The following is a 12,931-nucleotide window of genomic DNA, read 5'->3' on the forward strand; positions in this document are numbered from 1 at the left end:
AACAGATGACAGATAACAGATGACAGATGACGAAAGCTGTCATCCGCCACCTGTTCGCTGGCGTGTGTTCAGGCGGTGCGGCCGAGCGTGGCCAGGTAGGCGCGCCAGCCACCGTGGTGGGTGATCTCGCGGTGCACGCCGCGCTCGACCTCGCCGCGTGCGAGCAGCATGGACAGGCACGCGGAGCCGTCCTCCAGTTCGATCACGCCGAGCTCCAACTCCCGCGGCTCGCCGGGCAGGATGACGTCCCTCAGGTGCTCCAGGGTGATCTCGTACAGCTCGCCCTCGATCGCGGTGTCCACGGTGGCGTCGCACAGGAGCCCGGGGCAGACGTCGTCGATGGAGAAGAAGCGGTAACCGGGGGCGGTACGGGCCGGGCCGATCAGCGAGTCGGCGACCTTGGCATGGAACGGGCCGCCGACCATGGCCTGCCCGTTGAAGAAGATGCGGACCATACGTGGACTCCTCATGGAAAAGCCGTTCCGCACGGCGACGAGAGGACTGGTGGATGTCGTCGCCGTACGGAACGGAGTAAAGGCGTGGCGGAACTGCTACAGCCCGACAGGCGGCAGTGGCGGCGCCGACGGATAGATTGGTGCTCAGCCCAGCAGGGGAAGCGCGGGGAGGGTCAGGAAGTCCGCGAACTCCCCGGCCAGGGCAACCTGTTCGAAGAGCTGGGCGGCCTCCCGCCAGCGGCCGGCGGCGTAGGCCTCGGCGCCCAGCTCGGCGCGGAGTTCGGCCAGCTCCGCGGCGACCAGGGTGCGGACCAGCTCGGCGGTGGCCTTCTCGCCGGTGTCGGACAGCACGACCCCGTTGTGGATCCACTGCCAGATCTGCGAGCGGGAGATCTCGGCGGTGGCGGCGTCCTCCATCATGTTGAAGATGCCGACCGCGCCGAGGCCGCGCAGCCACGCCTCGATGTAGCGGATGCCGACCTGGACGGCGTTGTGCAGCCCGACGCGGGTGCAGGTGCCCCCGGCGCCCGCGATGTCGAGCAGTTCGGCCGCGGTGACCGGCTCGGACGGCCCCGGGTTGTCCTTCTGGTCGGGGCGCTCACCGAGCACCGCGTCGAAGGAGGCGCGGGCGACCGGCACCAGGTCCGGGTGGGCGACCCAGGAGCCGTCGAAGCCGTTGCCGGCCTCGCGGTCCTTGTCCGCCTTGACCTTCTCCAACGCGGCGGCGTTGACCTCCGGGTCCTTGCGGCTGGGGATGAACGCGGCCATGCCGCCGATCGCGTGGGCGCCGCGCTTGTGGCAGGTCCGCACCAGCAGCCGGGTGTACGCGGCCATGAACGGCGAGGCCATGGTGACGCTGTTGCGGTCCGGCAGGATGTAGTGCTCGCCGGCGTCGCGGAAGTTCTTGACAATCGAGAACAGGTAGTCCCAGCGCCCCGCGTTGAGGCCGGCCGCGTGGTCGCGCAGCTCGTAGAGGATCTCGTCCATCTCGAAGGCCGCGGTGATGGTCTCGATCAGCACGGTGGCGCGGACGGTGCCGTGCGGGATGCCGAGTTCGGCCTGGGCGTGGGTGAAGACGTCGTTCCACAGCCGGGCTTCGAGGTGGCTCTCGGTCTTCGGCAGGTAGAAGTACGGCCCGGAGTTGGGGTCCTCGGCGCCCTTGGCGAGCAGCCGGGCGGCGTTGTGGAAGAAGTACAGACCGAAGTCGACGAACGCGCCGGCCACCGGGACGCCGTCGACCAGCAGGTGGCTCTCGTCCAGGTGCCAGCCGCGCGGGCGGACCACGACGGTGGCGAGTTCGGCGGCTGGCTTGAGGGTGTAGGCCTTGCCGGCCGCGCTGGTGAAGTCGATCCGGCCCTCGAACGCGTCGATCAGGTTGACCTGGCCGCCGACCACGTTCTCCCAGGTCGGGGAGGTGGCGTCCTCGAAGTCCGCGAGCCAGATCCTCGCCCCGGAGTTGAGCGCGTTGATGACCATCTTGCGGTCGGTGGGGCCGGTGATCTCGACCCGGCGGTCCTGGAGGGCGCGCGGCGCCTCGGCGACCTTCCAGTCACCGGCCCGGACGTCGGCGGTCTCCGGGAGGAAGTCCAGCGTGCCGGTGCGGGCGATCTCGGCGCGGCGGGTCCTCCGCCTGGCCAGGAGCTCCTGCCGGCGGCCCTCGAACGCGCGATGGAGGCCGACGACGAAGGCGACCGCCTCCGGAGTGAGCACCTCCTCCGCCCGGTGGACGCGCGGACCGGCGACAGTGACGACCGGAGCGGCGGGGGAGGCGGTTGGGGGTACCCCCGGCCGGAGGCTGGGGGAGGGCCCCTGATCTGCAGCCATGAGCAGGACACTCCTAAGACGGTTGAGCCTGGCGAAGGGAGCTCCGGTGGGAACTCCCCTGGGAACTTCCTCGATCGGAACCCGCTTGTCGGCGAGTTCGATTCTGTAAGGTGGAGACTAGTTTCCGCGATACAGAATTTCAACGGTTTGTTGATTGGGTCGCCGGGACTCTACTCCTCCCCGACAGCGAAGGGAACGCCGGTGGTTGCGACCCCCGACACAGCATCGACGACAGGTGCCGACCGCGCGAGCGGCGGCGTGCAGTCCGTCGAGCGCGCCTTCCAACTCCTGGAGGCGCTGGCCGACTCCGGCGGCGTGGCCACGCTCAGCGAGCTCTCCACCAGTTCCGGCCTCCCGATGCCGACCATCCACCGACTGGTTCGTACCCTCGTCCAGCAGGGCTATGTCCGCCAGGACACCGCGCGCCGCTACACCCTCGGCCCCCGGCTGATCCGCCTCGGCGAGACCGCCGGCCGCCTGCTCGGCAGCTGGGCCCGCCCGTACCTGGCCGAGCTGATGGAGGCCACCGGCGAGACCGCCAACCTGGCGGTGCTGGAGGGCGGCGAGGTGGTGTACGTCGGGCAGGTGCAGTCGCGGCGCTCGATGCGGATGTTCACCGAGGTCGGACGGCGGGTGCAGCCGCACTGCACCGGTGTCGGCAAGGCGCTGCTCGCCCAGCTCCCGGAGGACGAGGCGCGCGCGGTCCTGGGGCCCAACCCGCTGCCCGCGCACACCGAGTACACGGTCACCGACCCGCAGGAGCTGATGGGTCAGCTCGCCGAGGCGCGCGAGCGCGGCTACGTCGTGGACGACCAGGAGCAGGAGATCGGCGTCCGCTGCATCGCGCTGGCCGTCCCCGGCGCGCCGACGCCCACCGCGCTCTCGGTGTCCGGCCCGGAGGCCCGCATCCGGGCGCTGGAGGAGCAGGCGGGCGCCTCCGCGCTGGTGCCGGTGATGCGTCAGATCGCGACCCGGCTCGGGCAGGTCATCGCACCCTGACAGCACGTCAACCACGGTGCTGAGCATGGGAGGTGGGCCGCCCCGCCTCCCGGGCGCGCTGTCCCTCGTTCGACGGACGGCGGGCGGGTTGCGGCGCGCCGGCGGCTGCGGTTCCGCCACCCTGGTGCGGACGCGGCCCGCTACGGCGCGGGCGGCCGGAGCGTGAGGGCAGGGTGAACGGGGATGGCACACCTGGACGCGCGGAGCGGGCGGTTCGGTGCCGGGAGGTCGGGTGTCGGCCGGTCCGGTGCCGGCCGGTCCGGTGTCGGCCGGTTCCGCGCCGGGCTGGTCGCCGCCGTGGCGGCGGGCTGCGCGACGGCGGTGCTGGTCGGGGTGCCGTCCTGGGCGCTGCGGCAGCCCGCCCTCCGGCCGGGCGCGGACCTCACCGTGGCCGCCGTGCCCTCCGGTTCCGGCCTGGAAGTGGTGCGGCTCGCCCCGGACGCCGCCCCGCCCGGCGGCACCACCACGATCCACGCCGTCGTCGCCAACCGCGGCCCGGACACCACCGCCTCGCCGTTCACCGTCGTGGTCGCCCTGCCCGTGGGCGTCACCCCCGAGGGCCCGTACTTCCCCGCCGACTGCCAGGTGCTCCACCACGGCCGCCGGGTGAGCTGCGTCTTCGGGCCCGGACTGCCGCCGCTGCGCAGCGCGACCGCCCTGATCCCGGTCCGGCTGGACCCGGACCTCCCCGAGGGCAGGCTCCGCGGTGGCCGGGTCGAGGTGCTCAGCGCGGACGACCGGAAGGCGAGCGGCAACCGGCAGCCGTTCGACATCAGGGTGGTCGAGACGGTTGCCCGTTCCTGAGAGCGGCCGGTTCCCGGGCTACGTGCGCTTCGAGTCGGCGCCGTGGTGGGTGCCGACGGTGGCCCAGTGGCTGATCACGGTGGTCGGTCGCGGCGCTCCATCGTCGATCGGGGCGGCCAGCCGCGGTGGTCAGCCGAGCCAGCTGTTGACCTGGCTCTCGGCGTCCGGCGACCAGGCCAGCTCCAGGTGGTTGAGGCCGGTGAGCAGCCGGGTGCCGCCGACCGTCGCGATGCCGGTGGTGTCCAGGGCGCTCGCCGTGAAGACGATGCCGTCGCTGGGGCCGCGGTTCTCGTCGAGCACCCCGGGGATGTCGGCCGACCCGCCGGCCAGCAGGTAGGTGCGGACGGAGGCGAGGACGCCGGCCTGTTGGAGCGGGGCGATCAGCGAGCCGGCGTCGACGGCCGCCTGGATGCCCTGGCCGGAGGTGTAGAAGCCCTGGCCGCCGTAGTAGGTGGTCCACCAGTCCTGGGCGGGGGTGTTACCCCGTAGGTGCCGTCCCAGCGGGCGAGCAGCTGGCGCTGGCCCGGGTAGCAGTCGTAGCCGCCGCTCGGCAGCACGCCGAGGCAGGGCTGCGCGGTGTAGGTGCCGTAGCAGGCCATTGAGAGGTGCGGGGACGGTGCGTTGGCGGTGCCGCCGCAGGCCGGCCAGGTGGCGAGGTCGAAGTCCCAGCCGTGCGCGTAGACGTAGTCGAGCCCGCCGTTCGGTCCACCGAGGGTGACCAGGCGGCGCGCGTCGCCCGCGTACGTCCTCCCCCAGGAGGGGCGCACCGAGGACACGTACGCCCGGGCGGCGACCTCGCCCTTGCTCCAGGCGACCACGTCGACCTGCGGGACGCCGAGGCGGGCCCGGATCAGCGCGAGCGCGTCGCCGACGGCCTGGGCCTGGGCCTGGGCCTGGAGCAGGTTGTCGCCGTGCTTGTGGGCGAAGCCGATGGCGAAGACCTTGCGACCGGTGCCGGCCAGGTACTGGGCGAGGCCGGTGGACGGGCAGGTGGCGGCACCGCAGGTACCGCTCTCCCCCGGGTTCGCCCAGGCTCGGTCGGCGTGGCGCGGTGGCGGCCCGTACCGTGGCGCTCGGGCCGCCCGAGTCCGCCCGGTCGGATAAATTGGAACCCTGACATTTTCCGTGGTGCACAAGTGCGCCGAGCCCGATCCGCACGACCTGCCCGACCCGCCCGACCCCTGCACCTCCCGCCCGTCCCGTACGGTCCGCCCACGCTCCAGAGAAGAGGTCCCGCCTCACCATGACCGCGTCCCTGCCCGCCTTCGCCGGCCGTACCTACCTCTTCCGGGCCGACAACGGCGCGGCCTTCCGCAACACCTACTCGGCCGACGGCAGGCGGTTGCGCTGGGAGGGCCTCGGCGAGTCGGCGGGCCAGTGGGAGGACGTGCTGCTGCACGTCGCCGAGGTCGCGCCGGAGATCTACTTCGTCAGCTGGACGGAGCAGAGCGGGATCACCGTCAGCCATGTGATGGACCTCAACAAGCTGACCGTGCGGGCCTTCTGGACCTTCGAGGGCGAGGGCGGCCGGGTCGGACAGCTGCACACCGGGACGCTGGAGCGGGTGGCCTGAGGCGCTTCCTGAACGTGGACTGAACCCCCGGAGCCGTGGCTCCGGGGGTTCAGTCCAGTCTCAGGTTCTTCGGGTCGTCGGGTCTGTCCGACGCGGGCGTCAGACGGTCTGGTTCGGCACCTTGAGGTGGTCGGACAGCCACTCCAGCGAGGAGGGCAGCAGCGCGCTCCAGGTCTCGAAGTTGTGGCCGCCGTTGTCCAGCATGCTGTAGGAGACCTTCATCGGGCTCTGCGCCGCGTCGATGAAGGCCTCGGTTTCCTGCTTGTAGTTGCCGTCGCCCTTCTTGGTGCCGGCCAGTAGCACGGAGATCTTCGGCTGGGGCAGGTTCTTCAGGCGCCACATCAGGTTGGCCTCGTCACGGCGCTGCTTGCTGCCGCCGAAGAGGTCGCCGGTGGTCGGGTCGTCGGCGGCGTCGTAGTACGCGGACAGGGCGACGGCGGTCGGGAAGACGTCCGGGTGGCGCATGGCCAGCTTGAGCGCGCAGTAGCCGCCGGTGGAGTTGCCCATGAAGGCCCAGGCCTGCGGGTCGGTGGAGACCCGGAAGCTGGCCTGGATCGCCGAGGGGACGTCCTTGGTGAAGTAGGTGTCGGACTGGGCGCCGCCCGGGATGTCCTCGCACTCGGTGTCCTGCGGCAGGGCGGGCGAGGGGCGCATCAGAACCATGACGGTCGGCTGCATCTTGCCGTCCTGCAGCAGCTTGAGCGCGGCGCCCGGATAGTTGAAGCGGGTGATCAGGTTCTCGGCGATCCCGGGGAAGCCGGTGCTGACGATCACGGCTGGGAACTGCTTCTGCGCGTACTCGGGCTGGAAGTACTGGGGCGGCAGGTAGACGTAGCCCTCGGTGGACAGCCGGCTGACCTTGCCGTCGATCCGAACCTTGCGGATCTCGCCGGACCGGCTGGGCTCGCGGCCCAACGCTCCCCCGCCCTGGACCGAGGCGTGGCCGACGGTCTCGACCATGAGTCGGCCGGAGGCGTCCGCCTTGTTGTGGATCACCACCGGGCCGGTGCTGCCGGTTCCCAGCAGGTCGTCCCAACTGCTGTAGAAGGCGAAGTAGTTGTTCGCCACCAGACCGAGTGCGGCGAGCACTGCGAGCTGGGTGGCGAGCAGCGTCCCGACCCGGCCGAGCACCGCCTGCCAGGTCTTCTCGGCGAGTCTGGGCCACAGCCAGACCGTGCCGGCCATCATCACGACGGCGATCAATACGGCCAGCGCCAACACCTTGTGGCTCGTCAGACCCATGTCCTGCTTGCTCCCACGCCTCGAACTCCCCGCCCCCTCCGCTCAGGACATCCGAGGAGGTCTCCCCGGTTCCCCCGCCGGGGCACGCGCTCACCAACCCTAGCGGGAGCTGGGAGAAAGCTGATGATCGGCCGGGGGTCGGCGGGCCGACGTCAGCCGGTTCCGGCCTGGGCGTGCCGCCCGTTCGGCACCGCGCCCTGCCGGGCGTCGCGGCGGGCGGCGAGGGCGTTGCCCACCGCGGCGACGGCGGCGCCGACCAGCAGGAAGGCCACCGTCATCAGGAAGCACGCCCCCGCGATCCGGCGGTACCCGCCGGGCCGGGCGGGGTCGAGGAACGGGTAGGGGTACCAGTCGACGGCGTGGCCGCGGGTCAGTGTGTACACCAGGTAGACCAGCGGGAACGCCATCCAGCTGAACACCACCGCCGGGCGGATGCGCTGGGCGGGCGGGTCGATCAGCCAGTCGGCGAGCACGACCAGCGGCATCGCGCGGTGGACCACGTCCGCCACCCACGGGATCACCAGCAGGTCCGGGTAGTTCGCCAGCGTCGTGCCGTAGGCCAGACCGGTGACGGCCAGGTAGAGCACCACCGCCCCGCGCACCGCGTCCGGCACGGGCAGGCGCCCGGTCAGCCCGGCCCAGCCGCCGTAGCCCAGGACAGCCATCCCGGCGAGGTTGCCGAGGTTGGTGAAGTAGCTGAAGTAGTTCACGATCCCCGTCGCGTCGGTCGCCGCGTGGTAGCCGGAGAAGCAGAGCGCGACGGCGAGGAAGACCGCGACGGCGAGCCGGGCGGGTGCGAGCCATGAGTGCATCGTCGGGCCGCCTCTCTGGGGCGTGGTCCGGCAGGGGCTACTCGGATTCAAACCCCGGCGGGCACACTCGGCCACAGGAACGGGCCCGGCGGGGACGCGCTCAGGGGGTGCGCTCAGGGGACGCGCCAGTCGACGGCCAGGGCGACGGCCGGGTTGGCGACCAGCAGCCGTTCGGGCAGCTCGGGCCCGTGGCTGCGGGCCAGCTGCGGGGCGAGGTCGGTGAGCAGCCGGGCGGGGCCGCCGACCTCGCGGGCCGTGCGGGTGGTGGTGTCGGCTCCGAGCAGCAGCCGGTCGGCGTGGCCCGCCTCGACCAGGTCGGCGATCACGTCGAAGGCCTGGAGGTCGGCGGGGTGACCGATCCGGGAGGGGCTGTCCAGAGCGAGGAAGACGCCCTCGGCGGCGAGGCCGCGGTGCACGGTCCGGTCGGTGAAGCGGGTGAGGTGGCCGAGGATGATCCGGTCGGGGCGGACTCCGTGCCGGCCGTGGAGCCGGCGCAGGACGCGGTACGGGTCGCCGTCGGGTTCCAGGTGGACGGCGATCGGGGCACCGGTGGCGTGGTGCGCCTCGGCGGCCGCGGCCATCATCCAGCGGGTGTGCCGGGTGCTGGGGCCCGCGTCGTCGGCGATCTTGATCAGGCCGGCGCGGACGCCCTCGGGCGCGCCCGGGAGTCCGGCGGTGAGTTCGGTGACGAAGCGCTCGGCGAGGTCGGCGTACGGGGCGGGGCGTCGGGACCCCTGGTCGCCGAGGATCGGGAAGCGGCCGGGGGCGTAGTGGGCCGTCTGGTGCGCGCCGGTGGCGGCGACGACGTGGACGCCGGTCGTGCGGGACAACTCGGCGAGGGAGTCCGCGCCGCGGCCCAGGCCCCACGGGGTCCACTGGACGAGGGTGCGGCCGCCGGCGGCGGCGTAGGCGCGCAGGACGTCCTCGGCGGCGGCCGGGTCGTCCAGCTCCTGGCCGGGGAAGCGGGGGCTGCGGATGAAGAGGTGGTCGTGGGAGTCGGTGACGCCCAGCTCGGCGGGGGCGAGGTCGCCCAGGACGGTCCGTACCGTGCGGGCGGCGGTGGGTGTGGTGGTCATGCGCGGGCTTCGGCCGGGGCGTCGGCTCGGGCTTCGGCTGCGGCGTCGGCTCGGGCTTCTTCGGCTCGGACCTGGGCTTCGGCTGCGGCTCGGGCTTCGGCCTGGTCGTCGGCGGCCGCGAAGGTGGCGGTGGCGACGCGGAGGCCGGCCAGGGTCTTGGGGACCCCGACGTAGGGGGCGAGGTGGACCAGGACCTCGGTGATCTCCTCCCTCGTCATCCCGATCCGCAGGCTGTTGCGCACGTGGTCGGCGAGCTGGGGCTCGACCCCGCCGAGGGCGGTGAGCGCGGCAAGGTTGGCGATCTGGCGGTCGCGCAGGCCGAGGCCGGGGCGCTGGTAGGTACCGCCGAAGAGGCTGGTGACGATCCAGTCGGGGAAGCCGGGGGCGAGGCCGTCCAGACCGCCGAGGGTCGCGGCGGCAACGGGGCCGGCCAGGTCGGCGAGCAGGGCGTAGCCGGCTTCGCGGTCGAGCGTGGCGGGCGTGAGGTCGGCGGGGGTCATGGCGGGGGCCGGGGTGGCGGTCGTCGCGGTCGTGGGCATCGCGGTCGCGGGCACGGTGGTGGTGGACACGGTGGTGGTGGACACGGTGGTGGGCATCGTGGTGGTGGGTCCTTTCACCAGTGGCGGCCGGACGGCAGCCGGTCGAGTTCGGGGCGGGACAGGTGCAGCACCCGGTAGCGGGTGCCGGGCTCGTCCTCGGGGGCCGGGCCGTGCCAGAGGGCGAACCGCAGCAGCTCCCAGCGGCTCGGGTCCACGGCAACGGCCGCGGTGTGCAGGGCGGGGTGCGTGGGGAGTTCGGCGAGTGCCCGCTCGACGGCCTCGGCGGGGTCGGCGGTCTCCGGGAGCCGTACGGTCGCGCGGGTGGCGCTGGTCGGGGCCTCGGTCCGGGAGCCCCCGGCGAGTCCGGCGCCGAGCCAGTGCCGGACCGCGGGGCGGCCGAAGTCGTTGCTCAGGCCGCGGAAGCCCGGGCCCCAGAGGAAGCCGTTCATGCCCTCGGCGGTGTGCCAGAGGTAGAACGGCGCGTACTGGTTGACCGGCGAGTCGTCCTGGCCGCGCTCGCGGACCAGGTAGGCCTTGAGGCCGAGGCCCGGGTAGGCGTCGAGCAGGTGGCCCTTGTCGGCGACGCGTTTGCGGATGATGCCCATGTCGTAGTCGGCGGGGAGGGTGATCTCGTACTGCATGGCGTGCACGGCGGGACTCCTCGTCCTGGGCTTCGGGCGGACTTCGGGCTGTTCGGGCTGTTCGGGCTTCAGTCCGTCGTGGCCGTCCGGCTTCAGGCCCGGCGGTGGACGGCGAGCAGGCCGAGGGCGCCGCGGACGGCCGTTTCGAAGGGCTCGGCGCTGTTCGAAGCGCGGGCCAGTACGTAACCGCCCTGGACGACGGCGACCACGGCGGCGGCGGTGTCCGCCGGGTCCAGGTCGGGGGTGAACTCGCCGTTCGCCTGGCCCTCGGCGACCAGGTCGGCGATCCGGCCGCGCAGCCAGTCGAAGGTCTCCTCGATCGGGGCGCGCAGCTGCGGGTCGGCGACGACGTCCGGGTCCTGGGCCATCCGGCCGATCCGGCAGCCGCGCAGCACCTCGCGGTCGCGGTGCAGGTAGGCGGCGATGCGGTCGTAGGCGGTGCCGGGGGCGGCGAGGTCGGCCTCGGCGATGCCGCGCATCTGCTCGGCACTGCGGCGCAGGGCGACGGCGGCGAGGTCGGGCTTGCCGGTGAAGTGGTGGTACATGCTGCCCTGGCCGACCCCGGAGCGCTGCTGGATGGCCTTGGGGCTGGTGCCGACGTAGCCGCGCTCCCAGAGAAGGGCCTGGGTGCTCTCGATGAGGCGGTCCTGAGTGCTCATGTGGATCACTGTACATACCAGTAGGTACAGAGCGCCAGGGGTTTCCCGTTCGAAGGTTCAGGCCGCCGGAACGGTAGAGGGCCGTGCGCCGCCCCCCGGCGGCCACGGCCCCTCGACCGTTCGTCATCCCCCGTGCCACCGAAGGGCATTCCGCCGCGGCCGGTGGCGCGCGTCACGTCACGCACGGTGGCGGGCATCACGCCGGGTGAGGGGTGTGCGGCGCGCCACGCGGGCGGGCGCGCGCGACGGTTCGGGCGGGCCGGTCCGGCTCCCGTCACCCAAGGTCGGCGCGGCGGAGCTCAGTTCACGGCGGGGCGGGCCAAGGCCTTGATCCGCCACTCACGACTGGCAAGATGTCCGGCATGAGCTACCTCGCCTCGGATGACCGCTATGCCTCGATGACCTACCGGAAGGCCGGCCGCAGCGGCGTTCAGCTGCCCGCCGTCTCGCTCGGGCTCTGGCACAACTTCGGTGACGCCCAACCGCTGGAGGTGCAGCGGGCCGTGCTGCGCCGGGCCTTCGACCGGGGCGTCACGCACTTCGACCTGGCCAACAACTACGGCCCGCCGTACGGCAGCGCGGAGCGCAACTTCGGCTACCTGTTCGCGCAGGACTTCCGGCCGTACCGCGACGAGATGTTCATCGCGACCAAGGCCGGCTGGGACATGTGGCCCGGCCCGTACGGCAACGGCGGCAGCCGCAAGTACCTGCTGGCCAGCCTGGACCAGTCGCTGGGACGGATGGGACTGGACTACGTCGACGTCTTCTACTCGCACCGCTACGACCCGGACACCCCGATCGAGGAGACGATGGGGGCGCTGGACAGCGCGGTCCGCTCGGGCAAGGCGCTGTACGCGGCGATCTCCAACTACCCGGCGGAGCAGCACCGGGAGGCGGTGGCGATCCTGCGCGAGCTGGGGACGCCGGTGCTGATGAACCAGTCGGCGTACTCGATCCTCAACCGGCACGTGGAGGAGGGTGGCGTGCTGGACGCGGTGGGCGACACCCAGACCAGCCTGATCGCCTACTCCCCGCTCGCCCAGGGACTGTTGACGGACCGCTACCTCTCCGGCGAGGTGCCGGCCGGTTCGCGGATGTCGGTCGGGAAGTTCCTGACCGAGGAGGCGCTGAGCGGGACCAAGCTGGAGCAGCTGCGGGCGCTGGTCAAGGTCGCCGAGGGCCGCGGGCAGACGCTGGCGCAGCTGGCGCTGTGCTGGGTGCTGCGGGACCCGCGGGTGGTCTCGGTGATCATCGGAGCGAGCAGCGTGGCCCAGCTGGACCAGAACCTCGACGCGCTGGCGGGCGGACCGCTGACGGCGGATGCGCTGGCGGAGATCGACCGACTGAGCCGCTGAGCCGGACGGCAGGCGACCTTCGGCCTTCGACTCTCGACTTTCAACTGGTGGCTGGCGACTGGCGACTGGCGACTGGCGACTGGCGACTGGCCGCCAACGACTGACGGCCGGTCGACTCCTGACGACGAACGGTCGACGGCTGACAGACTTCGAGATCTGCCAGCCGTCGACCGTCAGCTGCAAGCCGCCCGTCGTCCCGGTACCGACGGCGGCTCCGGTCAGCCGGCCGGGGTGTACTTGTAGCCGACCCGACGGACCGTCACGATCGTGTCCCGGTAAGCGGCTCCCAGCTTGCGGCGCAGCCGGGCGACGTGCACGTCGACGGTGCGCCCGTCCCCGACGTGACCGTAGCCCCAGACCGCCGAGACCAGGTGGTCCCGGGTGTGCACCCGCTGCGGGTGCTCGGTGAGGTGGGCCAGCAGCTCGAACTCCAGGTAGGTGAGGTCGAGCAGCCGCCCGTCGACGTAGGCGTTGCGCCGCTCGGTGTCGACGGTGATCCCGCGCCCGGCCGGGCGGACCGGGCGTCCAGTGGCTGAGACGCCACCCGAGACGGTGGGGCCGGCAGCCCCCGAGGGCGGAGCCGCCGGACTTTCGGCCGGCACCAGCACCAGGTACCCGACCATCGGGTGGCCCGCCGCACCGCCGGCCTGCGGGCCGTACTGGGCGACCAGCCCCTGCGGCAGGGCGGCGACGACGGTCGCCCCCTCCGGCAGCGCGGCCAGCAGCGAGGCCGGCACCGGTGGGACGACCGCCCCGGGCTGCGGCCTGGCGGCCGGGGCGGCCGGGGCGGCCGGGGCGGCCGAGGGGACAGCGGCGACGGAGGGAACGGAGGGAACCGAGCGGACCGCGCGCAGGTGCGGGGTCGCGGCGGGCAGGGGCAGGGTGGCGATGGAGGAGGAAGACATGGCGTGCCGCTCATTTCGCGCGTGACGGACGGGGTGGAGTCGTCTGC

The 12,931-nt window shown here is 72.7% G+C and carries 15 protein-coding genes; 4 read left to right on the forward strand and 11 right to left on the reverse strand.

What is annotated here, in order from left to right:
* Positions 1 to 68 precede the first annotated feature (68 nt).
* A complete protein-coding gene (locus tag ACH4E7_RS05800; RefSeq protein ID WP_396247731.1) occupies positions 69 to 455 on the reverse strand; it encodes a gamma-glutamylcyclotransferase in 387 nt (128 codons plus the stop codon).
* A gap of 144 nt (positions 456 to 599) precedes the next feature.
* On the reverse strand, positions 600 to 2,279 hold the full coding sequence (gene aceB, locus ACH4E7_RS05805) for a malate synthase A (RefSeq protein ID WP_396247732.1): 1,680 nt from the start codon (positions 2,277 to 2,279) through the stop codon (positions 600 to 602).
* 201 nt (positions 2,280 to 2,480) lie between these two features.
* Here aceB and ACH4E7_RS05810 point away from each other — a divergent pair, with 201 nt between their 5' ends.
* Together ACH4E7_RS05810 and ACH4E7_RS05815 are read left to right on the forward strand one after the other, a co-directional pair.
* Positions 2,481 to 3,278: an IclR family transcriptional regulator gene (locus ACH4E7_RS05810; protein ID WP_396247733.1), complete on the forward strand. Its 798-nt coding sequence runs from the start codon at positions 2,481 to 2,483 to the stop codon at positions 3,276 to 3,278.
* 183 nt (positions 3,279 to 3,461) lie between these two features.
* Positions 3,462 to 4,082: a hypothetical protein gene (locus ACH4E7_RS05815; RefSeq protein WP_396247734.1), complete on the forward strand. Its 621-nt coding sequence runs from the start codon at positions 3,462 to 3,464 to the stop codon at positions 4,080 to 4,082.
* Positions 4,083 to 4,211: 129 nt separating this feature from the next.
* On the opposite strand, the gene ACH4E7_RS05820 is transcribed toward ACH4E7_RS05815, so the two are convergent.
* Positions 4,212 to 4,382, reverse strand: a complete 171-nt coding sequence (locus ACH4E7_RS05820) for a hypothetical protein (RefSeq protein WP_396247735.1) — start codon at positions 4,380 to 4,382, stop codon at positions 4,212 to 4,214.
* 80 nt (positions 4,383 to 4,462) lie between these two features.
* A complete protein-coding gene (locus ACH4E7_RS05825; RefSeq protein WP_396247736.1) occupies positions 4,463 to 5,218 on the reverse strand; it encodes an esterase/lipase family protein in 756 nt (251 codons plus the stop codon).
* A gap of 107 nt (positions 5,219 to 5,325) precedes the next feature.
* Between ACH4E7_RS05825 and ACH4E7_RS05830 the strand changes: the two genes are divergently transcribed.
* Complete coding sequence (locus ACH4E7_RS05830) at positions 5,326 to 5,655, forward strand: MoaF-related domain-containing protein (RefSeq protein WP_396247737.1); 330 nt, start codon at positions 5,326 to 5,328, stop codon at positions 5,653 to 5,655.
* A 99-nt stretch (positions 5,656 to 5,754) separates the two neighbouring features.
* Here ACH4E7_RS05830 and ACH4E7_RS05835 read toward each other — a convergent pair whose 3' ends face one another.
* The 6 genes from ACH4E7_RS05835 to ACH4E7_RS05860 all read right to left on the reverse strand — a co-directional run bounded on the left by ACH4E7_RS05835 (position 5,755) and on the right by ACH4E7_RS05860 (position 10,624).
* On the reverse strand, positions 5,755 to 6,897 hold the full coding sequence (locus tag ACH4E7_RS05835) for an alpha/beta hydrolase (protein ID WP_396247738.1): 1,143 nt from the start codon (positions 6,895 to 6,897) through the stop codon (positions 5,755 to 5,757).
* A gap of 152 nt (positions 6,898 to 7,049) precedes the next feature.
* Positions 7,050 to 7,709 (reverse strand): Pr6Pr family membrane protein, encoded by a 660-nt coding sequence (locus ACH4E7_RS05840; protein WP_396247739.1) that lies wholly within the window; start codon positions 7,707 to 7,709, stop codon positions 7,050 to 7,052.
* Positions 7,710 to 7,822: 113 nt separating this feature from the next.
* On the reverse strand, positions 7,823 to 8,785 hold the full coding sequence (locus ACH4E7_RS05845) for a phosphotriesterase (RefSeq protein WP_396247740.1): 963 nt from the start codon (positions 8,783 to 8,785) through the stop codon (positions 7,823 to 7,825).
* Positions 8,782 to 9,381 (reverse strand): carboxymuconolactone decarboxylase family protein, encoded by a 600-nt coding sequence (locus ACH4E7_RS05850; RefSeq protein ID WP_396247741.1) that lies wholly within the window; start codon positions 9,379 to 9,381, stop codon positions 8,782 to 8,784. The genes ACH4E7_RS05845 and ACH4E7_RS05850 overlap by 4 nt, the downstream gene beginning before the upstream one ends.
* Before the next feature lie 17 nt (positions 9,382 to 9,398).
* The gene (locus ACH4E7_RS05855) at positions 9,399 to 9,974 is read right to left on the reverse strand and encodes a DUF4865 family protein (RefSeq protein WP_396247742.1); all 576 of its coding nucleotides are present in this window, start codon (positions 9,972 to 9,974) and stop codon (positions 9,399 to 9,401) included.
* A gap of 83 nt (positions 9,975 to 10,057) precedes the next feature.
* Positions 10,058 to 10,624 (reverse strand): TetR/AcrR family transcriptional regulator, encoded by a 567-nt coding sequence (locus ACH4E7_RS05860; protein ID WP_396247743.1) that lies wholly within the window; start codon positions 10,622 to 10,624, stop codon positions 10,058 to 10,060.
* A 362-nt stretch (positions 10,625 to 10,986) separates the two neighbouring features.
* On the opposite strand from ACH4E7_RS05860, the gene ACH4E7_RS05865 reads away from it, so the two are divergent.
* Entirely contained in the window at positions 10,987 to 11,979 is a 993-nt protein-coding gene (locus ACH4E7_RS05865; RefSeq protein ID WP_396247744.1) for an aldo/keto reductase, read from the forward strand.
* Positions 11,980 to 12,197: 218 nt separating this feature from the next.
* Here the strand turns inward: ACH4E7_RS05865 and ACH4E7_RS05870 are convergent, their stop codons facing one another.
* Complete coding sequence (locus tag ACH4E7_RS05870) at positions 12,198 to 12,884, reverse strand: winged helix-turn-helix domain-containing protein (protein WP_396247745.1); 687 nt, start codon at positions 12,882 to 12,884, stop codon at positions 12,198 to 12,200.
* Positions 12,885 to 12,931 lie beyond the last annotated feature (47 nt).

Source organism: Kitasatospora sp. NPDC018058 (genome assembly GCF_044327205.1).
Lineage (GTDB): Bacteria > Actinomycetota > Actinomycetes > Streptomycetales > Streptomycetaceae > Kitasatospora.